The organism is Psychrobacter fulvigenes (assembly GCF_904846155.1).
Taxonomy (GTDB): Bacteria; Pseudomonadota; Gammaproteobacteria; order Pseudomonadales; family Moraxellaceae; genus Psychrobacter; species Psychrobacter fulvigenes.
In genome coordinates this window covers 1-24,757 of record NZ_CAJGZP010000002.1, presented here as the reverse complement: position 1 = coordinate 24,757, position 24,757 = coordinate 1, and the positions used below count along the sequence as shown (strand labels likewise).

The following is a 24,757-nucleotide window of genomic DNA, read 5'->3' as shown; positions in this document are numbered from 1 at the left end:
CAGCAGAAGTCAAAGGGGAGTTAAAGGCCTAGTCGCTGAGCGTAACAAGCTATCAGGACTCAGACGATCAGTGACCCAAACACAGGATGAATAAGCCAGCATACGCGCTTGAGCTTGAGCAAGCTAAAACAGATGCAGCCCAAGCGCAACTTGCAGAGCTGCGCAGCAGCTTTGATCAGCAAGCAAAAGAGCTTAACGTCAACTTATCAAAAGTGGCCACGCTTCACCGCAGCTTGTGACTGTGAGCAAGCTAAAACAGATGCAGCCCAAGCGCAACTTGCAGAGCTGCGCAGCAGCTTTGATCAGCAAGCAAAAGAGCTTAACGTCAACTTATCAAAAGTGGCCACGCTTGAAGCCACTGCTAGTAGCGATAAAGCAGAAATTGCACGTCTACAAACAGAACTGACAGTGACTAAGGGTGAGCTAAAGACAGTCACCACTGAACGCAATGAGATAGCGACTGACACAGCAGAAGTCAAAGGGGAGTTAAAGGCCATAGTCGCTGAGCGTAACAAGCTATCAGGACTCAACGATCAGCTGACCCAAACACAGGCTAAGCTTGAAGCTGAGCATAGCGTACTGAATAAGCAGTATAGCGAGCTATCAAGCCATCACCTATCGGAGCAAGAACAAGTGACTCTGTTACAAGATCAACTTAAGAAAGCACAAGATGCTCTGATACTTATTCAAAACAAAGATAATGCTTTGGATGCTGATTAAATAAAAGTATTCGAGGCTTCAGTTTAATTAGAATTTCAAGATAAAGATCAGTTATGAGTGTGAAAGATACTTTGCCCAAGACATAGATCTCGTTCTATTCACACTAAGTTTATGAATCAACCATAACAATATCGACTCACTGAATAAGTGATTGTTGTATATTAACTATTCTAAATTTTTCTCTGGACTCTTATAGTATATAGCCTAGTGGGCTATATACTACTTAAATTAGCCTAAGTGAATTTATGCTGATTTTGGAGCCTTGAGCAGATTTCAAGGAACACTCACCCTAAAGCGTTTATGAGTAAAAAAATACTCACAAACGCTTTAGTGCATTCCTTGGATTTGATGTGATTAGTCATGCCGACTTCATCGCCCATCGCGTCATCAAGACCGTATCACTGTATCAAGCTACGGTTGTTAAGATTACGGCTGATAGCACCGCCTAGACACGCTCTTAACCGCTACTGTGCTGTCATACGCTAGCAAGGGCATAAACCCAATATACCGCTACGATATGCACGAGTAACCACTCATTGCGTTGCTCAATATGTCTAGAACCCCCTGTCGAGAGCTTACCCCTGTGTCAAACGCAGTCGTCGCCTTAGCCTGCCACCCATTTGACGGGTAACGGGTACAAAGAGAGCAGCACAAGGATGTAACGAGCGAACAAGCAGTTTTTAAAATGTATAGTGAATAAGGTTGATATGAAAGCAGATTTTGGATAAAATGACCTTAAACGGGCATTTAATGCTGTTCAAATAACGCAGTCTGTGTGCTTATTTGTTCGTTACAGTGTGCGTCAACACGCTGTAACCGTTACCTACATTTAAAACTAAATGCCTCTAGGAGTCAACTCCCAGAGGCATTTTTTTGTTTGTCATATAGATTAGGTTTTTAATATCTAGGGCATTTTTAAATTACTTAGGCTAAAGCAGAAAATAAACATAGAAGCCGTAGACCCGTTACTAAGAAGCGTCAAATCATCGCAAGTCTCTTAAAGGTTGACCATAGCTATTCTGAAATACAAATCGTGGCTAAGTACTCGCGTCAGTTGATTGCTGAGATGTCTCAAGAATTAAAGAACGTTTCTGGACATTAACTAACTACCTATCACTATGAAAAAGTGCCTAATTATAAATCAGGCACTTTTTGAGCTGTTATACCTTTGCTTAGTAATGATAACGGCACTGGACGATAATGATCGCATCATCTTGAATTTCATAAACCAGCCGATGCTCTTGATCAATTCGACGAGACCAGTAGCCTGCAAGGTCATGTTTGAGTGGTTCAGGTTTGCCAATACCCTTAAATGGGTCACGTTTGATGGCTTTAATTAGCTTACCGATCTGTTTGACTTTCTCTTTACTGGTTCTTTGCCAGTACTCATAGTCCTCCCACGCGTCTTCCGTCCAAGATAGTATCAAGCGTCTACCTCATCATCAAAAGTGAGTGGCATATCTTTGGCATCAATCTCACGTTCAATCAAGCGACCAGCTTTAGCATCAGCAATAGAGCGTCTGAGACGCTTGGCATTGGTAGGGCTGCTTAAAAGATGCAGTGTTTCCTCATACGAGTTAAACTCTTCTAAACTCATCAATACCGTCGGTTTAGCATTTTGTCTTGTAATTAATATCGGGCCTTTATCAGTGTCTACCTTATCGATATACTTTGCTAAGCTCTTTCTAAAATCAGTGTAGTTCACAACGTCCATAATAATTACTCCACGTTTAATTATGTTGGTTATATGACCTATCATTATAGGTTGAATGTTATACTAGTATATACTATATCTGTACTTATATCTGTACATATATTAGTAAGAAGCAAAGGGATAATTTGATATGTCTTCATGTATCTTTTTAAAACGTACATATGAAAGCTGACATATTGATCTTAGTTTAAATTTCTTGGCACGTTTGCCGCCTTATATTGTCGAAAGAAACAATTTTACTCATATACTCATATACTCATATACTCATATACTCATACCATTTTGCAGAAAAGCAATTATGAATGCAATATAATGGTTATTATCAAGCCTTACTGTATTAAATCGATTTTTATATGGCGTTGTGATGCCTTTAAATAAAAATCAAAGGGCGTAGTTTTTTTTTTTATTGTCGTATTCTCTCAGGATGTTGAGTCTCCGACAATCTCAGGGCGGTTCACACGTTAGAACAAACCTCCACGCTCAATAGTATGTATTCAGTACGTTTATACGAACTTCTAATACAATGGCGTGAAGCTAAAAAGACACCTCTATTCGATTTGAAAGTATTTAGAGGGCAACTTGGAGTAGATGACGATGAATACGAGCGGATGTGTGACTTCAAATCTGGTGTTTTAAATAAAGCTGTTAAAGAGATCAATAAGCACACTGATATAAAGGTTGATTACGAGCAAGAAAAAGACGGTAAAAGTATTATTGGCTTTAAATTTAAAGTCTTGCCTAAAAACAAACCTAAAATCACCAATCAAAAAAATATTAGCAGAGATGCAAACACAGAGGATATGTTTACCATTGAAGGGTTGAATGACAAGCAGCTAGGGCGTATTGCACGTAATCCAATTTTTATAGCGGATTATAATGATTTAGTGAGTTCAACTAGCCCAGCTGGTCAGAATATGAAGATATGGGAGTCTGAGATGGTTGATCGTCTCAAAAAAGATGCTTCACAGTTCAAGAAACGTCCGATTAAGGATTATTTAGAGTACTAAGACTAACGATAACTTATGAAAAAGATATACTAAGTATTTTTTTGGAGCAATAAAGACCTATGGATATATTTTCACAATTAACTGTTGTTGTCGGAAGACTCAATCCTGACGGTGTTTCGATGTTAGGAACAGCATTTGTTGTAAGAGACGATGGCTATTTAGTAACCCCTAGACATGTCATTAATAATACGGACAAAGGACTAGTTATTCTTGTACCTCATGTAAGAGGATTTAACGAATATCAAGATTTATCAGATACATCCTGTAGTTGTGTTGATGTAGAAATCGTTGAGATTGATCCTATTCGAGATTTAGCAATATTAAAGCTGAAAGGTAATAGAGTATTTAACTTACCAATCCCTAGTTTGGGATCTATTGATGATGTTGATGTTGGGGATACAGTACAGATATTTGGTTACCCTCATTGCACTGAAGGGCGCAGAGTTTTAACCTACCAATCAACGGTTATTGGCGCAAAATTTTTATCGTCAACTAATAGCGTTAAAATTAAACAAGCTGTTCTTAATATTCAATCAAGACCTGGTCAATCAGGATCACTAATATTTTCTCAAAAGTTGAATAAAATTATAGGAATCTTACTGGGAACATATGCTCCATCTAGTGGAATATATTTAAATGGAATTAACCCAGCTGAATTAAATCAAACAACACAAATAATATCTGCTGAATATATAGAGGATATGCTTTGATGAATGAGTTTATTTTTAGTGATAAAGAATTACTTGAGTTATTAAAACCGTATCAACAAAAAACATTATTGCCTTTGATTGAGTCTGTGGGCGAAGAAGAAGCCGCAAAGATATGGTTATCACCAGAAAGCGGAAGCCAATCATCTAGTTTTGGAGGTGGTGAAAATCAGCCAGATCCTTACTTTGATAGGTTAATTGAAGAAATAAGGAAATTAATTTGTGGAGATGAAAGTTACCAAGAAGATAGAGAGAAAATAATAGAAAAAGCTAATACATCAGCTCTTTTTGTAGTCGGAACTATCTCAGCATTAATGGGCGATGTATTTGGCGTAACTCCTGCTCTACTTACACCCGTAGTGATTCTTATTCTGAAAATGATATCAAAAGTTGGTACTAATGCTTGGTGTGCAGTTTAATTTTTCTACAATTAATGGAACGTCCGTTAAGCGCAGTCGAGACCTTCCTAAATTTTGTGTAAGTATTTAATCTAAACGTCAGTTACACAGAATCTGGGATGGTCTCGGTTTTTGTGGCTTTTACGTCGGTTCCGCTAGGGTATGCCTTTAAAAACTGCCTAATTTCATTAAGCTTTAAGCTTTAAGCTTAAGCGTATTCATATTGAATATTAATATTTGAGAATACAATTGATTATTTTCGAAGAAGGCAATTAACCTACCTTGGTCATTAGTTGAATTAATCTCATTTAGCCAACACACATATACATCCAAGCCCTCATATTCTTCAGTATATGTATTTTCATCTATATAATTTCTGCAATTCACCCAATCACCACTAGAGCGACCAAAAATATCCCTAAGAATAGGCTGAGAACTTTTTTTAGCTATAATATGATCTATAAGCATCTCAAACTTAAGACTCAGATCGTCTTCATCCATATTATAGTTCTCTTAAATGTAAGCATCCGACCAACCCCCTATTGCGATGGCATCCAGAGATGAGGCAACAACTCATCCAGATCATCTTGAATAGGCAGGCGTCTTAGCACGTCTGTCAAATAGGCAGACACATCCAAGCCGTTTAAGCGAGCTGATTGAATGATTGACATAATATTCGCAGCACGCTGCCCACTTCGCAGCGAACCGGCAAACAACCAGTTTTTACGCCCAAGCGCCCACGGACGCATCTGATTCTCCGCCCAATTATTATCAATCGGCAGCCTGCCATCATCTAGATACTGAGTCAGCGCCTGCCAACGTTTCAGGCAATAATCAATCGCCTTAGTAATACTGGCATTCTTAGTGGTTAACTGCCTTTTTTCTTGTAACCATTGGTGCAGCTTATCCGCAATCGGTTTGGCTCTATCCTGCCTGATTTTCCGGACTATCTGGGGATCTCTTGGCATTGGGGATCTCTTGGCATTGGGGATCTCTTGGCATTGGGGATGTGTTTTTTTCAAATCGCTCATCAATCTCACGTTCAACCGCATACAACTGCCCGAATAACGCTAATGCGTCAATGCTAATAACACTTTGTCCAGTAACGTGCAATTCATGAAACTTACGCCGTGCATGGGCCATACAACCGATTTCGCTCACGCCTTGATGAAATAAAAACTTATATCCACTGTAATCATCGCAAATCAGCTTACCGTGCCATTTGTCTAAAAAGGCTTTAGGGTGCTCATTACGACGGCTCTGGGCAAAGTCATACACCGCCGCTTTTAATGCACCGTGCTGTGGCGTGAGATACGCCCAAACATAGCCTTTCTTTAATGATTTACTGCCGGCTTTCACAGGGTTTTTCATGATAGACACCGGTGTTTCATCGGCATGTAAGATAGGCTCAGACAGTAACAGCGAATGCAAGCGATTCACTAAAGGTGCCATGGCAACACCACAGCGTCCCACCCAGTCTGCCATGGTGGCATCGGGAATAGTTACCCCACTTCGCTTATAGATAATATTCTGCCGATATAGAGGCTGATGGTCTGCATACTTACTCATGAGAATGTGAGCAAGCAGCTCAGGGGTGGCGATGCTCTTGTTAATGATTTGCTTGGGTGCAGCCGCTTGATGAATGATGTCACACTCACGGCATACCCATTTTGGATAGAGGTGTCGCTCAATATAAAACTGCTTGGGGATGAGTCCAAGTTTGTCCTGTTTATCCTCCCCAATTCGCTTCATTTGACAGCCGCAGTCACAGACGGTGGTGAGTGGTTCATGAACCAGGGTTTTCACCTCAAGGGTGTCAGGAATAACCGTGTATTTGGCACGCTTTGCTTTTTTAGGCTGATCAGTGGCTGAGGGTAGCGATCCGTCAGTGATCTGTGTGCTTGGTTCAAGGTCGCTCTCACCGATGAGCATTTCTGTCTGGATAGGATCGATAGCAGGTAGCTTGGCAAGCTCATCTTGGGTTAAGTCGCTGCGGTAGTCATCTCGGATTTGTTCTAGTGCAGATAAATCTTCTTGCGCAGCTTCCTGATTTAAGTGGGTTTGTTTGGCACTTAAGCCTTCGCTCTTTTGTCCATACAGTTGATGGATGAGCCGCTTTTGTTTTTCGATGAGTTCAAGCACTTGTTCATATAGCTTGTGGTTTTCTTCAACCACTTGGTTAAAAAGCTGCTGTAGTTGATCGTGGCTTGTGTTCGTTTGAACAATCTGTTGTTGCAGGTGCTCATTACGCTGTTCAAGCAGGTGGATTTTCACCAGGAGCTCGGCGTAAATGGGGTCTTTCGATAAGTCGGATAGAGTGGCAACAGTCATGGTGCTATGTTGCCAGAGTTTTATTTGCCTGTCATCGGGTATTTATAGGATGGGGGTCAATGTATCTTTGCCCATGTTACGCCAAGGCAATCCACTGATTAAGGCATTAAATTGCTCACGGTTGATGCTGATGCCGGTTTGAGTGGGGGTGAGCTGCTTGGTTAAGCCATGAAACTTGCTGTCGTCTAGCTGACGGCTGCAAAGCCAAACCCCAAGTCCGTCATGAATGAATACTTTTAGGCGTGTGTCTGCTTTGTTGTAAAACAGGTAGGCACAGTGAGGGCGGATGCCTTGGTGCTGGGTGATGATGTGAGCCAGTAGTTTGCCGCTGCCACATCGCATGTCCATGGGCGCGGTGGATAGCCAGATGTAAGTGATGGGTATCATGGTAGTCCTCGTAGTAGGTCAATCAAACTTTGGGTGTCTATTTGGGCAATAGTGAGGCTTATGGACCCAGGTCCTGGGGCTCTGATTTGCAGCTTGATGTTTTGTATGACGGAGGGTGAGGACAGATGAGTTGCTTGAGGTTCAAGGCGGATTGGGATAAAGTGCGGGTTTGGATCATGAGGACTGTTTATGGCAGCAGGTAATATGCCAGTTTGAGTCTTGTTGCGGTGATGCTGACGTTTCCAGTTATGCAGAAGGTTCTGGTTGATGCCATGGTCTCGAGCGATACTGGCAATTGATCGCCCTGAACTTTCAGCTTCTTGTACTAAAAGTTCTTTAAACTCAGCACTGTAAGTTCTACGTTTGGGTTTGTTAGGTGGTTGTGTTGTCATGTTAGTGTCCACGATCATTAATCGTGGACACTATCTCGCATTTTTTAAGTGAGGGAAAGATGGGATGGTCGGATGCTTACTCTTAAATCAGTTGTTAAGTTATCAAAAATAGTGAGTGTACAGTTTAGAGTTCGATTCCCTAGTGAGGACTTGAATCTTAGCCTGTAGCTAAGCGATTTCAATAGTTATAGGCTATTGGGTTTAATTAGTGTACATCTGAGTGTACTTAATAAGATTAGCTTTGTGATTCTTTGACTAGGATATTCCCTAATAACCTAGTCTTTATTCATCCTCTGTCATTATACCCAAGTTTTTACAGCCCAATTGATACCCATTGTCACAAGCCTTAGAAAAGTACTTTTTCGCTATAACTGTATTTTGACGTACGCCTATGCCATTGAGGTACATCATACCAAGGTTATATTGAGATCTAGCATCTCCTTGATTGGCGGCTTTTAGATACCACTTACCGGCTTTAGCATAATCCTGAGGAGCACCTTCGCCATAGCTATAGATTGTTCCAAGTTGGTATTGGGCAGGAACATATCCTTGGTCAGCGGCTTTTGTATACCACTCGATAGCTTTAGGATAATCCTGACGTACCCCTTTACCCTCGTAGTAAGCGTTACCAATGTTGAATTTACCCTCAACATCACCTTGGTTAGCTAATTTCTGCCACGCCTCAACGACTTTGGCATCATTTTGACGCACACGCTCGCTCTTTCGATGCGGTACGCCATTAATGAATTTCCTTGGTCCAATTCCTTGGTTAACAGCTTTTATGCTCCACTCTTTATGTTTATCGTAGTCTTCACTTGTACCTGTGCCATCGTAATTGTAGTAAGCCCAAGCAAGTTCGTATTGGGCCTTAGCATAGCCTTGGTTAGCAGATTTCGTGAACCATTCAATAGCTTTAGAGTGATCCTCATCTACCCCTTCGCCATCGTCGTACATGATTGCAAGGTTATATTGAGCAAGATCATATCCTTGGTTGGCAGATTTTGTATACCACTCAATGGCTTTAGCGTTATCCTCGCGTGTACCTTCGCCCTCGTCATACATTACTGCAAGGCTATATTGAGCCTCAGCATCGCCTTGATTAGCTTGTACTGCAATGTCTTCAAATTCTTTTTCAATAGCTGATTTTACGGCTGAAACTACGTTTTGAGAACTACTTATTTGAGTAACAATGGCTTTATGACACCCTGTCAGCAGAATGCCAGTCAGTAAAAATGTTGCTAGCCTTTTTTTCATAGCTGTTCGTCCTGTTCGTTAATCCAGATAACACTACAATTTATCATTTACATGCCTATCGTGATGATCTTAAATACATTAGTAGATAGTATTGTTAGGCATACCTATGGCGAACCAATCAGACGCTCGCACTGGTTCGGTTCCCTATACAGGAATCGATCTATAGACTATATGCTCATAGCCTACTATTACTAATCAGTAGCTATGACAATGCTATAAACACATAATTAATGCCGTACCAGTTGCTAAAGTATTAAAAAATACTGCTATAGGAAAATTATGTTTAGATTAGATGAGCAAGTACTTGAAGACTTATGGCTAAATGAAAAGTCTGTTGCATATTTTGTTTGCAATAATATGAGCTACTGGGTTTTAGATTATAAATACCACTATCAATTAGATGAAGAGGTAGAGGCTAAAGCTTTGCTTGATAAAGGATATATTACCTTAGAAACGTTTTATAGTGGCTTAAAAAACTCAAGAGGTGGTATATCTAAATTAAAGAAAGAAAATTTTGCTAAGTATTTAGAATTAGATGAAACGATTGTTTTAAGTACTTCTAATTTAGAGCAAATAATTTTTTATGGTTTTTCTCAAGAAAGTCTAGATGAATTATATTCTTCTATTGAATATCATTTATCTAGTGGGCATGAACTAGAGGGTAATTTTCTTGATGCTATTAATCAAATAAAATCGAGGCTACCAAGATATTATATAAATTTTGGGTGGTGTTTCAAAAAGTATGCTGACATTAAATGAAGCCATTATTGATGTAAAAAAAGGTTAAGTCGAAAGCTTTAAAATGGTTTTCAATCTTTTTTGAAAAATTACAACTCCTTCTAAAACCGCGCCTAATTCGATGCCTTATTTTGCAATTATTACCTTCAATACCTACAGTAAAAAATTTACCAATACTTTGCTTGCAGTTTTTAAAAGCAGTTATGAAACTGTCCCAATGATCACTTGCAATTCGGGTGTAGTGAATACCTAATTGTTTAAGCTTTGCCTTCAATCGTTGAACTGTAGCTAAGTCTCTTTTACCCCAAACATAAGCAACAATCTCACCTGTTTCTCGATGGTAGGCGTAAATAAGCCATTGTTTATTATTTTTATTTCCCACAAAAGTCCAAAACTCATCAACTTCAAGAGACTCATAATGACTTTGTTTAGGCTGAATTTGGTAGGTCGATTCGGTTAAAGTACGTAAAACTTTACCGATACTGATTCGCTCAACTTCAGCGATATCTCGTATACCACTACCTCTGACCATCAACTGTAATATTTTTCGAGTAATGCCTGAATGACATCCTAGATAGCTCAGAGCATGGTCACCAATAAACTGACGTTTACAGTCTTTGCACTGATAGTTTTGTTTCCCATCTACTTTGATGCCATTTTTCTTTATACTGTCACTGAGGCAGGTTGGACATTTGATTTCTAGAGTTATTCGCATTTCTCTATTTTATCAAAATTCAACCTGCTTTGTTTCAGCATACTTTTTGAAACACCACCCGGTTTTGCGGGTGATTCTGCGGGTGCAATGCTGTCTCTTGCTACCGTATTGTGGCTACGCGACAAACAAATTCACTGCGGCAATATCAGTGCAGTTTTGCTTTGGTATGGATTATATGGATTACGCGATTCCACCAGCCGTCGCCTTTATGGAGGGGAATGGGATGGATTGCGCCAGCAAGATCTAGAAGAATATGATAATGCATATCTAACCGCACTTGGCAGTCGCGATGCTCCTTATTATTGCCTATTTAATAATGATTTAACGCAAGATATTCCGCCTTGCTTTATCGCCAGCGCACAATATGACCCACTTATTGATGATAGTGTGACGCTATTTAAAACCTTAGAAGCCCATCAGTTAGCTTGTGAATATAAAATGTATCCAGGCACATTACATGCTTTTTTACACTACTCACGCATGATGAAAGTGGCTGATGACGCCATTCGAGATGGTGCTCACTACTTTGTCAAACAACTCACTTTGTAAAATGTCAGCCTATTAAAACTCAAGATTTCGAATAAAACGATAATCCGCGGACGCCTCTTTAAGTCGATACAGACTTGCGGGGCGTCCTCTTTCTGCACGCTTTTCTCCAGTATCAATTAATAAATCGGCTTGTTCGATGCGTCGCCTAAATGATTTTTTCTGGATCTCTTTACCAATCAGAATTTCATGAACATGTTGCAATTCTGGCAAGGTAAATACTTCTGGTAATGCAAATCCGGGAACAATCGAATAAAGTGATTTTTGCTTTAATCGCTCTCTCGCTTGGACAATTAATTTATGGTGATCAAACGCTAAGCTTTGTTGTGCAATCTCATCAATAGGACACCACATCACCGAATCTACGGTATCTATATGCGCTTCACAGGCTTGATGTGCAATTAACGCGGTATAACAAACCGTCACCGACCAACCTCTTACATCACGCCGGCTATTTCCCACTGAACAGAGTTGCTCTATATAAGGGGGGATCACGCCCGTTTTCTCTTTTAATTTTCTTAGCACCGTATCTTCAAGGCATTTGTCTTGCACTTCATCGATAAATCCACCTGGTAAGCCCCATTTTCCTTTTTCAGGATGCTCCCCTCTTTTCACCAACAACACTTTTAACTGCTCTTCATGATAAGTAAACAGTACGGCATCAATGGTGATCAGTGGAGATAGGAAATCACGACGGTTATAACTGGCTAAAAAATCTTGTTCATTCATGGCGTAAGCTTTATTAAAAAACGATGAAACTATTTTAAGCCTAAACAGCAAAAAATCAAATTTTGTCATAAAGACACTAAATCAGTTGACAAAGATAGTGTCGATAGGACACAATTCAGTTAATGTCACAAGGACACTAACTGGAGAGACACTATGTTTAATTTAAATTACTCTAAAGCTGATTCATCAACATTCATTATCAAATCCGTCAATGGTCGCGTTCGCCAACAAGGTAAAGGCTTGAGTTTTTGGTATAACTCCGCCACAACCTCCATTGCGGCATTGCCTTTAAACGCTCAAGAAGCACCTTTTATTTTTAATTTCCAAACCTCGGACTTTCAGGGTTTACGTATTCAAGGGCAAATCTCATTTCAGGTTAAAGCGCCCGAAAAAGCCGCAGAAGTACTCAACTTTAACTTGAGCAAAAACGGCAAATCGTATGCTTCTGAAGATCCGCTCAAACTCAGTGATCGTGTTGTACGTATTGCACAAACCTTAATTCAAGCAAAGATCCAAAGTACACCACTTAGAGAAGCGTTATTACTTAGCCAATCATTAGTGACTTTAGTGATGGAACAATTAATTGAACATCCATCATTAGAGGCATTAGGTATTGCGATTTTAGATGTCTCTATAGCGGCAATCACACCATCACCAGAAACCTTAAAAGCACTAGAAGCTGAAGCGAGAGAATCCTTACTGAAAGAAGCCGACGATGCCATTTATGCTCGTCGTAAATTCTCAGTAGAACAAGAGCGCACCATTAAAGAGGCTGAATTAGAAACCGATTTATCTGTTCAACGTAAACGCCAAGAGATTGAAGAAGCACGTTTAGAAAACGAACGTACATTACTACGCGAACAAGCTGAGATTGAAAAAGAACGCCTTGAAGCCAAAGTTAATGCGGAAGCAAAACGCAAAGAACTAGTCGCATTAAGTGCTGAAAATCAGCGAACACAATCAGAAGCGGATGCTTATGCTATTGAAGCTACCATGCGTGCTTATCGTGAATTACCAGTTGAGAACCTAAAAGCAATGGCATTAGCAAAAATGGACTCACAACAATTAATGGCAATGGCATTTGAAACCTTAGCACTGAATTCAGGAAAAATCGGCGAGTTGAATATCACACCTGATTTATTTAGCCAATTTATGAAAAAAGGCAGTAAATAATGCAACGTAACGAAGATTTTCGCTTTGTGCTGGTGATGAGAAAAAGCCGCTTACAGGAATTAATTGAGCGCTTTAATACCTGGTCACAAGCCAAATTCTATTTAGAACACAACAATGTTGAGGTAAAGGATTATCTCAATGAACACAATTTATATCAAAAGCAACTCACAGAAGCTGAGTTGATTTTAAAATCATTAGGACGATTTCAACTTTTAGAAAGAGGCTTATTACCCAGCTATCAATTCTCACCTCACGATATTGTGGTGGTGATTGGTCAAGATGGGCTTGTTGCCAATACGCTGAAATACCTTAATGGACAGCCTATCATTGCCATAAATCCTGATCCATCAAGGTGGGATGGTAAATTATTACCCTTTGAAATAGGGCAATTAAAAGAGACAGTTATTAACACCATTAATAAAAAAATGCCATTTAAAACGGTCACTTTTGCACAAGCAACAACCAATGATGGTCAATCCTTATTAGCGGTTTATGACTTATTTATTGGCCCTAAAAGCCACACTTCCGCACAGTATATTTTGCAATGGAATGGCGCTGAAGAAGTGCAATCTTCATCAGGCATTATTGTATCAACAGGATTGGGATCAACGGGGTGGTTTCAATCTATTCTTGCTGGTGCGATGGCAATTACAGGAGAAGCTTCGCACCCTCTATTACAAGGCTTTAGCTGGAGTGATCGAAAGCTACAATTTAGTGTAAGAGAGCCATTTCCAAGTAGAACAACAGGTGTTGCACTGACTTTTGGCACTATTGAGCCTGACTCACCACTGCAATTAGGATCTTTGATGCCAGAGAATGGCGTAATTTTCTCTGATGGCATCGAAGATGACTATTTACAATTTAATGCAGGTTGTATTGCTCACATTGGTATCGCTGACATACAAGGGCAACTAATTAGCCAAAAAGGGCGTCAGCGAATTTAGATTTATTTAGCGCTCTTTAATACTGTTTCAAGTCCAGAGATCATCACATCAAGGACAAACAAAAATGCAGCATCACCATTATCACTATCCATAATTGCAACGGCTTGGGTTAATAATGGCGGATAGGCAACAGTATCCGTCTCTACTTTTTCACGCTCTTTTTGGCTTTCTTGATGCTCTTGAGTTTCCAGTACGGAGCCTAATGTAAAATGCGCAATAGAGCTTAATGCATACACGGCTTGAGATAGACTAAACCCAGCATCACACAAAAACTGTAGTTGCTGTTCTGATGTCTCAAATTGACTTTCAGAGGGGCGTGTTCCCGCATGAATTTTGCCACCATCACGATACATTAATAAGGCTTGGCGGAAGCTTTTCGCGTTATTTCGCAAAAAGTCCTGCCATGTTTCATTCGGCAATGGCAAAACATGATGATGGTGCTTTTGCAAAATAGTTTCTGCTAATGCATCTAACAAAGCGCGTTTATTTTTTACATGCCAATACAATGTGGGTTGTTCCACACCTATTTTTTGCGCCAGCTTACGCGTTGTTAATCCTTCAATACCAACTTCATTAAGTAAAATCAACGCATTATCAATAACTTGTTCTTTATCTAGCTTTGCCATTACCTACCTCAAAATAAAATAGCCTTGACAATCTATCACTGATAGAGATATTTTACACCCACTCTATCACTGATAGATTTTTAGGATCTCAATGAATAAATCAATTATTATTATACTGCTGATCACCGTATTAGATGCCATTGGTATCGGGCTTATCATGCCAGTACTCCCTACTCTATTAAATGAATTTGTCAGTGAAAATTCACTGGCAACCCATTACGGTGTGCTATTAGCGCTCTATGCTACCATGCAGGTTATTTTTGCTCCTATTCTAGGACGACTGTCTGATAAATACGGCAGAAAACCCATCTTGCTGTTTTCCCTTTTAGGCGCGGCACTCGACTATCTTTTAATGGCATTCTCAACCACACTTTGGATGCTCTATATTGGGCGCATCATTGCGGGGATCACAGGCGCAACAGGTGCCGTATGTGCATCAGCGATGAGTGATGTGACTCCCGCTAAAAATCGAACTCGCTATTTTGGTTTCCTAGGTGGTGCTTTTGGTGTTGGCCTTATTATCGGCCCAATGCTAGGGGGATTATTAGGTGATATCAGTGCTCATATGCCATTTATTTTTGCCGCTATTTCACACTCGATATTATTAATACTCTCTTTGCTCTTTTTCCGAGAAACACAAAAAAGAGAAGCGCTTGTTGCCAATAGGACACCTGAAAACCAAACTGCCTCAAATACAGTCACTGTTTTTTTTAAGAAAAGCCTCTACTTTTGGTTAGCAACCTATTTTATTATCCAGCTTATCGGGCAAATTCCTGCCACCATCTGGGTGCTGTTTACACAATATCGTTTTGATTGGAACACAACTTCTATCGGTATGTCTTTGGCGGTTCTGGGTGTATTACATATTTTCTTTCAGGCGATTGTCGCTGGGAAATTGGCACAAAAATGGGGCGAAAAAACCACCATTATGATCAGTATGTCTATTGATATGATGGGCTGTTTATTATTAGCGTGGATAGGCCACGTTTGGGTCATCTTACCAGCATTAATTTGCTTAGCGGCAGGAGGTATGGGGCAACCCGCATTACAAGGTTATTTATCAAAATCTGTCGATGATAATGCGCAAGGGAAATTACAAGGTACGCTGGTGAGCCTAACCAATATTACCGGGATCATTGGTCCCCTTTTATTTGCCTCTATTTATAGTTATAGCGTCGCTTATTGGGATGGTCTGTTATGGCTGATGGGGGCAATACTTTATGCTATGTTGCTTATTACCGCTTATTTTCACCAAAGAAAAACCACACCTAAAGCTGTTATTTCAACCCCTTAATACTAGAAATTATAAAGATCATAAAAGTCCTGTCCGCTCTTAATAACGTTGATAGGACTTTATTTTTATCGCAATTAATAAGCCTCTTTTACCCAAGGCTTACTGGCTGCAATCATAAACATCGGCGTTGAACGATAAAGCAGGTAAGGGAGTCGTTTAGTTACATAGTTATTTTATGATAGTTATTTTCAATCATATTCACCCTGAGTAAAAAAAACAAATATTTCATTATTAATTTACTTTTTATTTACATTGTGAAATTATTATCCAACTAAAAATAAAAATAGAATTTCTATTAGTTTTAGCTCTATTTAATTAAGAATTATTTGTAGTAATAGCCATATATTAATTTAGATCAATACTCACTAATCATTTTTAGATACTCCCAATAATAAAGTTTATCTGTTAATTCTAAATCCATCACAAAACAAATAAAACACCAAGGTAAGTCCAAAAAAGACCAAGTTATTGAACTTATATTTCTAAAAATTACCTTACAAAATAAAAAAAAAACAAAAAGAGAGTAAATAAAAATTTTTATATAGTGATAACTAATCATAAATACTTAAGTTATCTTTATTTAATAACGATAAAAACTCGATTTACGCGTATGAAAATCAATACAAAGTTTAAAAACACTAATATTTTTACTTTCCAGCATAAAATCCTATGGGATTAATCCTATCCACATAAAAAATTTAAATTGTAGAATTGACCTCATGACAAATTAGTAAATAAAACCAATAATCCAAAAAAGAATAAATGCACTTATTTTAGCTTTATTACTTTTTTTGCGCATTTGAATATATTGATTTAAATCATAAAGAGAATCGACACTCACAAATTCAAAAAATCAGTTTTCTATTTCAAAAATATATTTTATTTAAAATGAATCTATTTAAAAGTTCATTTTAAATAAGTATTTTTACTAAAACCTAAATAACTGAATAACTGAATAACTGATTATTTTTAAATAATATCTGTTATTTAAAAACATTATGTAATAAGAATTAATCTACGAAGGATATTTTATGAAAAAGCTGACATTAGCCGTTCTTGCAGTTGCTATTATGGGTACAACAACTCTTGCTCAAGCTGATACTCGTACAGCAAGTGCTGTTGCTTCATGGGATGCGAAAGCATACAAAGATACTAAAAGTATGTTAGTTGTTACACCATTAAAATCTTTAACTTTCAATTATGCGGAAGGTATTAAAGCATTTAATTCTCAAGATGGTGCGTTCGATATCACTATCCAAGGTCAAGAAAAAGCGACTGATTTTAAACTGACTTCAAAAATCATCACCGATAAATTAGTACGTGCTTCTGATAACAGTGAATTAACTGTTGGTGTTAAATGGAATGGTACAGACTTAACTAGCTCAACAGAAACTACCATGGTTGACGTTGCTGCAGGTACAACGGCTGGTCTTGATTTCTTAGCTCAAGACGGTGCTTACAACGGTAAAGAGCGTGTAAGCGGTCAAAGCCAATTCACGTTCAATATTGCTTCCGCAAAAATCGCTGGTACTGATACTCAATTCTCTGATTTAGCTGATGGTTACTGGGATGGTGACGTTAAAGTTCAGTTTACTGCAACTTGGGAAGGCGACTTCACTAAAACACCATAAGTTACAAAGTAAGTATTTTAATAAATACGGGATGAGCGAATTTTCGCTCACCCTAAAGGATCCACGATGAAAAAAATAATATTAGCGTGTTTGAGTCCTTTGGTTTTTTATAGCCAATTTGCAGCAGCCATCCATGTCGGCGCCATTACTGAAACAATGCAGTCTGACCAAACTATTCTTGCTAAAGAAATTGAAAATAACGTCGAGCAAGCACGGTTAGTTGGATTGTCTATTGAACGTATTTCATCGCCTTTAGAAGATGGAAAAGTGATCCCTTTAGTTAATAATGAGATTTTGATCTCACCAGCAAACTTAATTTTACCCGGAAAAACCAAAGAAAATTTCAAGATTTTCTATAAAGGTCCTAGTGATAATCAAGAACGCTATTATCGCTTAGTTTGGCGTGATGATCCCGTGACTGAAACCGGATCAACACAGAGCTCAAAAGCAGCAACTGCGACCACATCAGCAATGATAAGTACCATTTTAGTCGTCGCTCCACGTCAAGAAAACTTCAGTTACCGTTTCGATAAAAGCACTCGTATTGTTTACAACACGGGGAATAGCTCATTCCGTACTGTCGCCACAGGCGATTGTATGCCTGATGCCGTGACAAAAAATGAAAATAATCGTTGTAGTGAACGTTATTATGTCATGCCAGGCCTTGGTGTTAAGTTAAAACAAGTCGATGTTCAAAGCAAAAGAGCAACTGTCGGTATTTGGCATAACGATGATTTTATTATTATAAATGGTGGTGTTTCAAAAAGTATGCTGACATTAAATGAAGCCATTATTGATGTAAAAAAAGGTTAAGTCGAAAGCTTTAAAATGGTTTTCAATCTTTTTTGAAAAATTACAACTCCTTCTAAAACCGCGCCTAATTCGATGCCTTATTTTGCAATTATTACCTTCAATACCTACAGTAAAAAATTTACCAATACTTTGCTTGCAGTTTTTAAAAGCAGTTATGAAACTGTCCCAATGATCACTTGCAATTCGGGTGTAGTGAATACCTAATTGTTTAAGCTTTGCCTTCAATCGTTGAACTGTAGCTAAGTCTCTTTTACCCCAAACATAAGCAACAATCTCACCTGTTTCTCGATGGTAGGCGTAAATAAGCCATTGTTTATTATTTTTATTTCCCACAAAAGTCCAAAACTCATCAACTTCAAGAGACTCATAATGACTTTGTTTAGGCTGAATTTGGTAGGTCGATTCGGTTAAAGTACGTAAAACTTTACCGATACTGATTCGCTCAACTTCAGCGATATCTCGTATACCACTACCTCTGACCATCAACTGTAATATTTTTCGAGTAATGCCTGAATGACATCCTAGATAGCTCAGAGCATGGTCACCAATAAACTGACGTTTACAGTCTTTGCACTGATAGTTTTGTTTCCCATCTACTTTGATGCCATTTTTCTTTATACTGTCACTGAGGCAGGTTGGACATTTGATTTCTAGAGTTATTCGCATTTCTCTATTTTATCAAAATTCAACCTGCTTTGTTTCAGCATACTTTTTGAAACACCACCTCTTTTCGCAGGTTGAGCCACCTCCGCGCTTCATCAGAAAACTGAAGGAACCTCCATTGAATCGAACTAATATTTTTTTGGTGAATCGCATTCTGACTGGTTGCCTGTCAGAGGCGGAGAATCTGGTGATTTTGTTTTTCGACGTGGTGACGGGCATGCCTTCGCGAAAATCGCACCTGCTTCCCGCCGCGGTGAGCTCGCTGGAGAGCGTGACCGCCTCATTTGGCTCAAAGGTCGAGGTGTGGCTTGCCCCGAGGTGATCAACTGGCAGGAGGAACAGGAGGGTGCATGCTTGGTGATAACGGCAATTCCGGGAGTACCGGCGGCTGATCTGTCTGGAGCGGATTTGCTCAAAGCGTGGCCGTCAATGGGGCAGCAACTTGGCGCTGTTCACAGCCTATCGGTTGATCAATGTCCGTTTGAGCGCAGGCTGTCGCGAATGTTCGGACGCGCCGTTGATGTGGTGTCCCGCAATGCCGTCAATCCCGACTTCTTACCGGACGAGGACAAGAGTACGCCGCAGCTCGATCTTTTGGCTCGTGTCGAACGAGAGCTACCGGTGCGGCTCGACCAAGAGCGCACCGATATGGTTGTTTGCCATGGTGATCCCTGCATGCCGAACTTCATGGTGGACCCTAAAACTCTTCAATGCACGGGTCTGATCGACCTTGGGCGGCTCGGAACAGCAGATCGCTATGCCGATTTGGCACTCATGATTGCTAACGCCGAAGAGAACTGGGCAGCGCCAGATGAAGCAGAGCGCGCCTTCGCTGTCCTATTCAATGTATTGGGGATCGAAGCCCCCGACCGCGAACGCCTTGCCTTCTATCTGCGATTGGACCCTCTGACTTGGGGTTGATGTTCATGCCGCCTGTTTTTCCTGCTCATTGGCACGTTTCGCAACCTGTTCTCATTGCGGACACCTTTTCCAGCCTCGTTTGGAAAGTTTCATTGCCAGACGGGACTCCTGCAATCGTCAAGGGATTGAAACCTATAGAAGACATTGCTGATGAACTGCGCGGGGCCGACTATCTGGTATGGCGCAATGGGAGGGGAGCAGTCCGGTTGCTCGGTCGTGAGAACAATCTGATGTTGCTCGAATATGCCGGGGAGCGAATGCTCTCTCACATCGTTGCCGAGCACGGCGACTACCAGGCGACCGAAATTGCAGCGGAACTAATGGCGAAGCTGTATGCCGCATCTGAGGAACCCCTGCCTTCTGCCCTTCTCCCGATCCGGGATCGCTTTGCAGCTTTGTTTCAGCGGGCGCGCGATGATCAAAACGCAGGTTGTCAAACTGACTACGTCCACGCGGCGATTATAGCCGATCAAATGATGAGCAATGCCTCGGAACTGCGTGGGCTACATGGCGATCTGCATCATGAAAACATCATGTTCTCCAGTCGCGGCTGGCTGGTGATAGATCCCGTCGGTCTGGTCGGTGAAGTGGGCTTTGGCGCCGCCAATATGTTCTACGATCCGGCTGACAGAGACGACCTTTGTCTCGATCCTAGACGCATTGCACAGATGGCGGACGCATTCTCTCGTGCGCTGGACGTCGATCCGCGTCGCCTGCTCGACCAGGCGTACGCTTATGGGTGCCTTTCCGCAGCTTGGAACGCGGATGGAGAAGAGGAGCAACGCGATCTAGCTATCGCGGCCGCGATCAAGCAGGTGCGACAGACGTCATACTAGATATCAAGCGACTTCTCCTATCCCCTGGGAACACATCAATCTTACCGGAGAATATCGTTGGCCAAAGCCTTAGCGTAGGATTTCGCCCTCTCCCGCAAACGACCCCTTGAAGCAGATAAAGATTTAAATGTTTTCTGCTGCGCTGTCACCTTTTGATCTACAACCTGTTTCACTTCAGGATTGTTCATATAGCGTTTTACATACTGATCACCATAGCGGGCTTTTGCTTCTCTAATTTTTAACTCTACATTCGATTTGCTATAAATCCCTGTCGCATAGGTTTCACCTTTTTTAGTAGTTTGACCTGTAATTTTAATTTCAGCGTCTTTAGGTAAATTAGTGCTTTTGAATAAGCCGTCTTTTTGACTGTAGGCTTCATTCAGCTTGATATAGTCACCTTGAGCAACTGATAGCCCATTTGCAGACTTAGCAAAATCCGCACCCAATTTACCTTCTATTTTTAGCTGTATTCGGACTTGTTTAGTTATTTCGTGCTTATCTAACTCTAATTCCTTACGGCTTAACTGGGCTTCATCAGCTTGATTATTGAAGTTCTTAACTTCGCTAGTTTTGTATGCTCCTTGATCGTCCACAATCTTATTTTCAAGATTTAATAATTGCTCTTTAACTTCACTATAAATTTGCAAGGCAATATCTTCTGACTGTTGTGGGTCATGATCTGTAACCTGCTTTACGAGCATCATTTCATTTTCAGTAACATTAATTAGCTCAAGGCAATCTCGGCTCTGACGAAACAATACTAAATTGAGCTTACCACTTACTTTAATCTTTGGTGGTGTTTCAAAAAGTATGCTGAAACAAAGCAGGTTGAATTTTGATAAAATAGAGAAATGCGAATAACTCTAGAAATCAAATGTCCAACCTGCCTCAGTGACAGTATAAAGAAAAATGGCATCAAAGTAGATGGGAAACAAAACTATCAGTGCAAAGACTGTAAACGTCAGTTTATTGGTGACCATGCTCTGAGCTATCTAGGATGTCATTCAGGCATTACTCGAAAAATATTACAGTTGATGGTCAGAGGTAGTGGTATACGAGATATCGCTGAAGTTGAGCGAATCAGTATCGGTAAAGTTTTACGTACTTTAACCGAATCGACCTACCAAATTCAGCCTAAACAAAGTCATTATGAGTCTCTTGAAGTTGATGAGTTTTGGACTTTTGTGGGAAATAAAAATAATAAACAATGGCTTATTTACGCCTACCATCGAGAAACAGGTGAGATTGTTGCTTATGTTTGGGGTAAAAGAGACTTAGCTACAGTTCAACGATTGAAGGCAAAGCTTAAACAATTAGGTATTCACTACACCCGAATTGCAAGTGATCATTGGGACAGTTTCATAACTGCTTTTAAAAACTGCAAGCAAAGTATTGGTAAATTTTTTACTGTAGGTATTGAAGGTAATAATTGCAAAATAAGGCATCGAATTAGGCGCGGTTTTAGAAGGAGTTGTAATTTTTCAAAAAAGATTGAAAACCATTTTAAAGCTTTCGACTTAACCTTTTTTTACATCAATAATGGCTTCATTTAATGTCAGCATACTTTTTGAAACACCACCAAATTTTGATAGACAGATTTACTTACATACTGATTATGATTATTCTCCCGAAAGCTCTGTTTCGTATGAGGGGTGGGTTGCTTCAGTTGGTGATTTTAGCTATTACATTCCCGATTCCAAAAATTATTGGATATCAAACGAGAAAAACTTCTGGAAAACTATGTACCTCTAAAGACCAATATCATGACTAAATGATTTTAGAGAAGTTAGTTTAGAATAGTTTTATTAGGGTATACCTCAAGAGAACCAGCGCTTAACAACTCAAAACAGCTTCCAGAACCACTTATAACAGACTACAATAAGAGAACCATTTAAAACAGACTGGTATCTCTAAAATGTTCTTACGCGCCTATCTACGAGCTTCAACTACTGAGCAAAATGCTGAGCGTGCAAAACAGTCGCTGATTAATTTTGCTGCCGACCACAATCAGAGAATCGCTTCCTTCTATATAGAGAACGAATCGGGTGCGACATTGCATCGACCTAAGCTAATGGAATTAATTTCAGATGCTGAAGAAGGTGACACTATCCTAGTCGAACAAATTGATCGGCTGGCACGACTGAAACAATCTGACTGGGAAACGCTAAAACATCTGCTGGCATCAAAAAAGCTGATGATCGTTTCGCCAGAATTACCCACCAGCTGGATGGCGTTTAAAAGTTCTGATAGCACAGAGTTCACAGCTTCCATCATCCAAGCCGTTAACGGAATGCTTCTTGATATGTTGGCGGCAGTCGCCCGCAAAGATTACGAGGATCGGCGTAGGCGTCAGCTGCAAGGTATCGAAAAAGCGCGAGCGGACGGAAAGTACGTTGGGCGTAAACCTGATTTGAAGAAACGTGCGAGTATTGCCTCATTGCTTCAAGCAGGGCAAAGCTATTCGAGTATCCAAGAAACGCTTGGTTGCTCGCGGCATTTGATTGCTGATGTAAAAAAAAGAATGGATGCGCTTGAGTCAGATAAAACATAGGTAGGTGGCCAATTTTACTTTGCCACTACAACTGGAACACTTAGACGATTGATAACCGTAATGGGTTAGAGTATAAGTTGAGTAGTCGTGTGTTAGCCGAGCACGTACGTTGGAATACATGATTCTATATTATCGACTACAACTTTTTGAATAGGAATTTTAATATGCCTCTGGATGATGAAGATAGCTGCTACATGTGTGAAGGAAAGGGAGTAGCTGACTGCTCACTTGAGTATGGTGGTCGCCACCCAGAAAGCTGCCCTGCTTGTGGTGGTACTCAAAAAGTAGCTCCGTGCCCATCTCAAGGCCATTGCGGCTCATCCCTGCAGAGTTGAGGCCTAGGTGAACGCGCAAGATCTTGCCATGGCGCGTGGCAATCTCGCCTGCCATGCGGGCGAAATCCAGGCCGCCCATCAATTCTTCGACATCATAGGTTAAAGCGGTCTCCATCTCGGCCAGCGTCGGGGGCAGACTCGACTCAGATCTGCGTTTTAGAGGAGCCCATAAGCAGGGGCTAGCACCCCATTCTCACTAGCTCGTGCAAAGTTTCTAGACTGTCTATAGGCAAAACACCCCATTTGCAAAGCGGCAACTCCTTTGCTATCATGCCGATAGGGATGAAGTACCTGTGATAGAGCTCACTTATAAGGTTTTTCTATAACAAGGCTCTAGCGTTTCAATGAAATAAAATGAGCACCTAAGTGCCGGAGATCTAAATGATAGGTTCCCAAGTTCACTGGAAAACAGCGACCGAGATCGCTGGATTGGTAAAATCCAAACAGATTTCTCCGCGAGAAGTCGTTGAAGGAACTATAGAGCTCATCGAGCAGCGCAATCCCAGCATGAATGCGGTTACATACAAGGCTTACGATGAAGCTCGCGTAAAAGCGGCAGAGCTTGAGCGGCACATCATGAATGGAGGACGTACCGGGGCGCTTGCGGGCGTACCGACGCTTATGAAGGATTTGTTTGCGGCCAAGCCAGGCTGGCCGTCTACGCTGGGCGGCATCAGCGCGCTCAAGCATCTCCGCGGCGCTGAGGGAGCGTGGTCGACTTTCCCATTGAAAATGTCTAATGAAGACAGTCTGCTGTTGGGGCAGACCAATAGTCCGGTATTTGGTTTTCGCGGGGTAACAGACAATAAATTCTTCGGGCCGACGCGCAACCCATTCAACCTCGACTACAACGCCGGTGGCTCATCGGGCGGAGCCGCGGCGGTTGTGGCTGACGGCATTGTGCCCATCGCTGGGGGCACTGATGCTGGCGGGTCAGTGAGAATTCCAGCGGCCTGGACCAATACTTACGGATTTCAACCTTCCATAGGACGTATACCTTTCATCAGCCGCCCGAATGCATTCCATCTGGCAACTTATATTTATGAAGGGCCCATCACACGAACTGTCGAAGATGCGGCATTGGCAATGAATGCATTGCACGGCTTCGATCGTCGCGATCCCAATTCACTACGGGTCAAACTGGATTTCACCTCCGCACTTGTCCAAGGGGTTCGCGGTAAGAAAATCGGCTTGACACTGGACTATGGCGTGTTCCCGGTTCAGCCAGAGATAAAGGATCTGATCAGCAAGACGGCGCAGGTTTTCACACAGCTCGGTGCGCATGTGGAATTTGTGGATTTGGGAATACCCTATAGCCAGGAACAGATGAGC

27 protein-coding genes and 2 pseudogenes are annotated in these 24,757 nt (G+C 40.8%); 16 read left to right on the top strand and 13 right to left on the bottom strand.

Annotation, left to right across the window (positions count from 1 at the left end; translation table 11 throughout):
- Positions 1-114: 114 nt before the first annotated feature.
- Positions 115-720, top strand: coding sequence for a hypothetical protein (locus JMX03_RS14595; RefSeq protein WP_201598264.1), 606 nt, complete (start codon positions 115-117; stop codon positions 718-720).
- A 1,172-nt stretch (positions 721-1,892) separates the two neighbouring features.
- On the opposite strand, the gene JMX03_RS14590 is transcribed toward JMX03_RS14595, so the two are convergent.
- Both JMX03_RS14590 and JMX03_RS14585 read right to left on the bottom strand, forming a co-directional pair.
- The gene (locus JMX03_RS14590) at positions 1,893-2,147 is read right to left on the bottom strand and encodes a Txe/YoeB family addiction module toxin (RefSeq protein ID WP_087813577.1); all 255 of its coding nucleotides are present in this window, start codon (positions 2,145-2,147) and stop codon (positions 1,893-1,895) included.
- Entirely contained in the window at positions 2,144-2,434 is a 291-nt protein-coding gene (locus JMX03_RS14585; protein WP_087813576.1) for a type II toxin-antitoxin system Phd/YefM family antitoxin, read from the bottom strand. Before JMX03_RS14585 ends, JMX03_RS14590 begins: the two co-directional genes overlap by 4 nt.
- Before the next feature lie 488 nt (positions 2,435-2,922).
- Between JMX03_RS14585 and JMX03_RS14580 the strand changes: the two genes are divergently transcribed.
- Genes JMX03_RS14580 through JMX03_RS14570 form a run of 3 tightly spaced genes read left to right on the top strand, consistent with a single transcriptional unit; the run spans position 2,923 to position 4,567 of the window.
- A complete protein-coding gene (locus JMX03_RS14580) occupies positions 2,923-3,441 on the top strand; it encodes a RepB family plasmid replication initiator protein (protein WP_201598261.1) in 519 nt (172 codons plus the stop codon).
- A 59-nt stretch (positions 3,442-3,500) separates the two neighbouring features.
- Positions 3,501-4,151 (top strand): S1 family peptidase, encoded by a 651-nt coding sequence (locus JMX03_RS14575; RefSeq protein WP_201598258.1) that lies wholly within the window; start codon positions 3,501-3,503, stop codon positions 4,149-4,151.
- Positions 4,151-4,567, top strand: a complete 417-nt coding sequence (locus JMX03_RS14570) for a hypothetical protein (RefSeq protein WP_201598254.1) — start codon at positions 4,151-4,153, stop codon at positions 4,565-4,567. Before JMX03_RS14575 ends, JMX03_RS14570 begins: the two co-directional genes overlap by 1 nt.
- 174 nt (positions 4,568-4,741) lie before the next feature.
- Here the strand turns inward: JMX03_RS14570 and JMX03_RS14565 are convergent, their stop codons facing one another.
- The 5 genes and pseudogenes from JMX03_RS14565 to JMX03_RS14545 form a co-directional block, all read right to left on the bottom strand.
- Entirely contained in the window at positions 4,742-5,047 is a 306-nt protein-coding gene (locus JMX03_RS14565; protein WP_201598252.1) for a hypothetical protein, read from the bottom strand.
- A 38-nt stretch (positions 5,048-5,085) separates the two neighbouring features.
- Positions 5,086-6,784 (bottom strand): annotated as a pseudogene (gene tnpC, locus JMX03_RS14560) (IS66 family transposase).
- 135 nt (positions 6,785-6,919) lie between these two features.
- Positions 6,920-7,264 carry an IS66 family insertion sequence element accessory protein TnpB gene (tnpB, locus tag JMX03_RS14555; RefSeq protein ID WP_201598250.1) on the bottom strand — a complete coding sequence of 115 codons (345 nt, stop codon included), beginning with the start codon at positions 7,262-7,264 and terminating at the stop codon, positions 6,920-6,922.
- Positions 7,261-7,656 (bottom strand): transposase, encoded by a 396-nt coding sequence (locus JMX03_RS14550; RefSeq protein WP_201598240.1) that lies wholly within the window; start codon positions 7,654-7,656, stop codon positions 7,261-7,263. Before JMX03_RS14550 ends, tnpB begins: the two co-directional genes overlap by 4 nt.
- Before the next feature lie 282 nt (positions 7,657-7,938).
- Positions 7,939-8,910, bottom strand: a complete 972-nt coding sequence (locus tag JMX03_RS14545; RefSeq protein ID WP_201598237.1) for a tetratricopeptide repeat protein — start codon at positions 8,908-8,910, stop codon at positions 7,939-7,941.
- Positions 8,911-9,189: 279 nt separating this feature from the next.
- On the opposite strand from JMX03_RS14545, the gene JMX03_RS14540 reads away from it, so the two are divergent.
- Positions 9,190-9,669: a hypothetical protein gene (locus JMX03_RS14540; RefSeq protein ID WP_201598231.1), complete on the top strand. Its 480-nt coding sequence runs from the start codon at positions 9,190-9,192 to the stop codon at positions 9,667-9,669.
- On the opposite strand, the gene JMX03_RS14535 is transcribed toward JMX03_RS14540, so the two are convergent.
- Entirely contained in the window at positions 9,662-10,363 is a 702-nt protein-coding gene (locus tag JMX03_RS14535; protein ID WP_015586042.1) for an IS1-like element ISPa14 family transposase, read from the bottom strand. The two genes, JMX03_RS14540 and JMX03_RS14535, sit on opposite strands and share 8 nt — an antisense overlap.
- A gap of 6 nt (positions 10,364-10,369) precedes the next feature.
- Here JMX03_RS14535 and JMX03_RS14530 point away from each other — a divergent pair, with 6 nt between their 5' ends.
- Positions 10,370-10,912, top strand: coding sequence for an alpha/beta hydrolase fold domain-containing protein (locus tag JMX03_RS14530; protein ID WP_406947752.1), 543 nt, complete (start codon positions 10,370-10,372; stop codon positions 10,910-10,912).
- Positions 10,913-10,924: 12 nt separating this feature from the next.
- On the opposite strand, the gene JMX03_RS14525 is transcribed toward JMX03_RS14530, so the two are convergent.
- Entirely contained in the window at positions 10,925-11,707 is a 783-nt protein-coding gene (locus tag JMX03_RS14525; protein ID WP_201598224.1) for an NUDIX hydrolase, read from the bottom strand.
- Positions 11,708-11,791: 84 nt separating this feature from the next.
- On the opposite strand from JMX03_RS14525, the gene JMX03_RS14520 reads away from it, so the two are divergent.
- Both JMX03_RS14520 and JMX03_RS14515 read left to right on the top strand, forming a co-directional pair.
- A complete protein-coding gene (locus tag JMX03_RS14520; protein ID WP_032056459.1) occupies positions 11,792-12,811 on the top strand; it encodes an SPFH domain-containing protein in 1,020 nt (339 codons plus the stop codon).
- A complete protein-coding gene (locus JMX03_RS14515; protein WP_201598221.1) occupies positions 12,811-13,755 on the top strand; it encodes a diacylglycerol kinase catalytic domain-containing protein in 945 nt (314 codons plus the stop codon). Before JMX03_RS14520 ends, JMX03_RS14515 begins: the two co-directional genes overlap by 1 nt.
- Positions 13,756-13,757: 2 nt before the next feature.
- Here JMX03_RS14515 and tetR(H) read toward each other — a convergent pair whose 3' ends face one another.
- Positions 13,758-14,381, bottom strand: a complete 624-nt coding sequence (tetR(H), locus tag JMX03_RS14510; protein WP_006248868.1) for a tetracycline resistance transcriptional repressor TetR(H) — start codon at positions 14,379-14,381, stop codon at positions 13,758-13,760.
- Between the two features lie 91 nt (positions 14,382-14,472).
- Between tetR(H) and tet(H) the strand changes: the two genes are divergently transcribed.
- The 3 genes from tet(H) (at position 14,473) to JMX03_RS14495 (ending at position 18,119) form a co-directional block, all read left to right on the top strand.
- Positions 14,473-15,675, top strand: coding sequence for a tetracycline efflux MFS transporter Tet(H) (gene tet(H) / locus JMX03_RS14505; RefSeq protein WP_201598220.1), 1,203 nt, complete (start codon positions 14,473-14,475; stop codon positions 15,673-15,675).
- 1,031 nt (positions 15,676-16,706) lie between these two features.
- A complete protein-coding gene (ecpA, locus tag JMX03_RS14500) occupies positions 16,707-17,306 on the top strand; it encodes a common pilus major fimbrillin subunit EcpA (RefSeq protein WP_109394146.1) in 600 nt (199 codons plus the stop codon).
- A gap of 66 nt (positions 17,307-17,372) precedes the next feature.
- On the top strand, positions 17,373-18,119 hold the full coding sequence (locus tag JMX03_RS14495) for an EcpB family pilus assembly chaperone (protein WP_201598211.1): 747 nt from the start codon (positions 17,373-17,375) through the stop codon (positions 18,117-18,119).
- Here the strand turns inward: JMX03_RS14495 and JMX03_RS14490 are convergent.
- On the bottom strand, positions 18,084-18,785 hold the full coding sequence (locus JMX03_RS14490; protein WP_015586042.1) for an IS1-like element ISPa14 family transposase: 702 nt from the start codon (positions 18,783-18,785) through the stop codon (positions 18,084-18,086). The two genes, JMX03_RS14495 and JMX03_RS14490, sit on opposite strands and share 36 nt — an antisense overlap.
- 115 nt (positions 18,786-18,900) lie before the next feature.
- Between JMX03_RS14490 and aph(3'')-Ib the strand changes: the two are divergent.
- Both aph(3'')-Ib and JMX03_RS14480 read left to right on the top strand, forming a co-directional pair.
- Positions 18,901-19,703 (top strand): annotated as a pseudogene (gene aph(3'')-Ib / locus JMX03_RS14485) (aminoglycoside O-phosphotransferase APH(3'')-Ib).
- The gene (locus tag JMX03_RS14480) at positions 19,703-20,539 is read left to right on the top strand and encodes an aminoglycoside O-phosphotransferase APH(6)-Id (protein ID WP_000480968.1); all 837 of its coding nucleotides are present in this window, start codon (positions 19,703-19,705) and stop codon (positions 20,537-20,539) included. The pseudogene aph(3'')-Ib and the gene JMX03_RS14480 overlap by 1 nt, the downstream one beginning before the upstream one ends.
- A gap of 41 nt (positions 20,540-20,580) precedes the next feature.
- On the opposite strand, the gene JMX03_RS14475 is transcribed toward JMX03_RS14480, so the two are convergent.
- Complete coding sequence (locus JMX03_RS14475) at positions 20,581-21,243, bottom strand: hypothetical protein (protein ID WP_227695940.1); 663 nt, start codon at positions 21,241-21,243, stop codon at positions 20,581-20,583.
- A 147-nt stretch (positions 21,244-21,390) separates the two neighbouring features.
- Between JMX03_RS14475 and JMX03_RS14470 the strand changes: the two genes are divergently transcribed.
- Together JMX03_RS14470 and JMX03_RS14465 are read left to right on the top strand one after the other, a co-directional pair.
- Positions 21,391-22,092: an IS1-like element ISPa14 family transposase gene (locus tag JMX03_RS14470; protein ID WP_015586042.1), complete on the top strand. Its 702-nt coding sequence runs from the start codon at positions 21,391-21,393 to the stop codon at positions 22,090-22,092.
- A gap of 362 nt (positions 22,093-22,454) precedes the next feature.
- Positions 22,455-23,090: a recombinase family protein gene (locus JMX03_RS14465; RefSeq protein WP_201598208.1), complete on the top strand. Its 636-nt coding sequence runs from the start codon at positions 22,455-22,457 to the stop codon at positions 23,088-23,090.
- A gap of 159 nt (positions 23,091-23,249) precedes the next feature.
- On the opposite strand, the gene JMX03_RS15225 is transcribed toward JMX03_RS14465, so the two are convergent.
- Complete coding sequence (locus JMX03_RS15225; RefSeq protein ID WP_201598204.1) at positions 23,250-23,540, bottom strand: hypothetical protein; 291 nt, start codon at positions 23,538-23,540, stop codon at positions 23,250-23,252.
- A 266-nt stretch (positions 23,541-23,806) separates the two neighbouring features.
- On the opposite strand from JMX03_RS15225, the gene JMX03_RS14455 reads away from it, so the two are divergent.
- A partial coding sequence (locus tag JMX03_RS14455) for an amidase (protein ID WP_201598200.1) occupies positions 23,807-24,757 on the top strand: 951 nt, incomplete at its 3' end.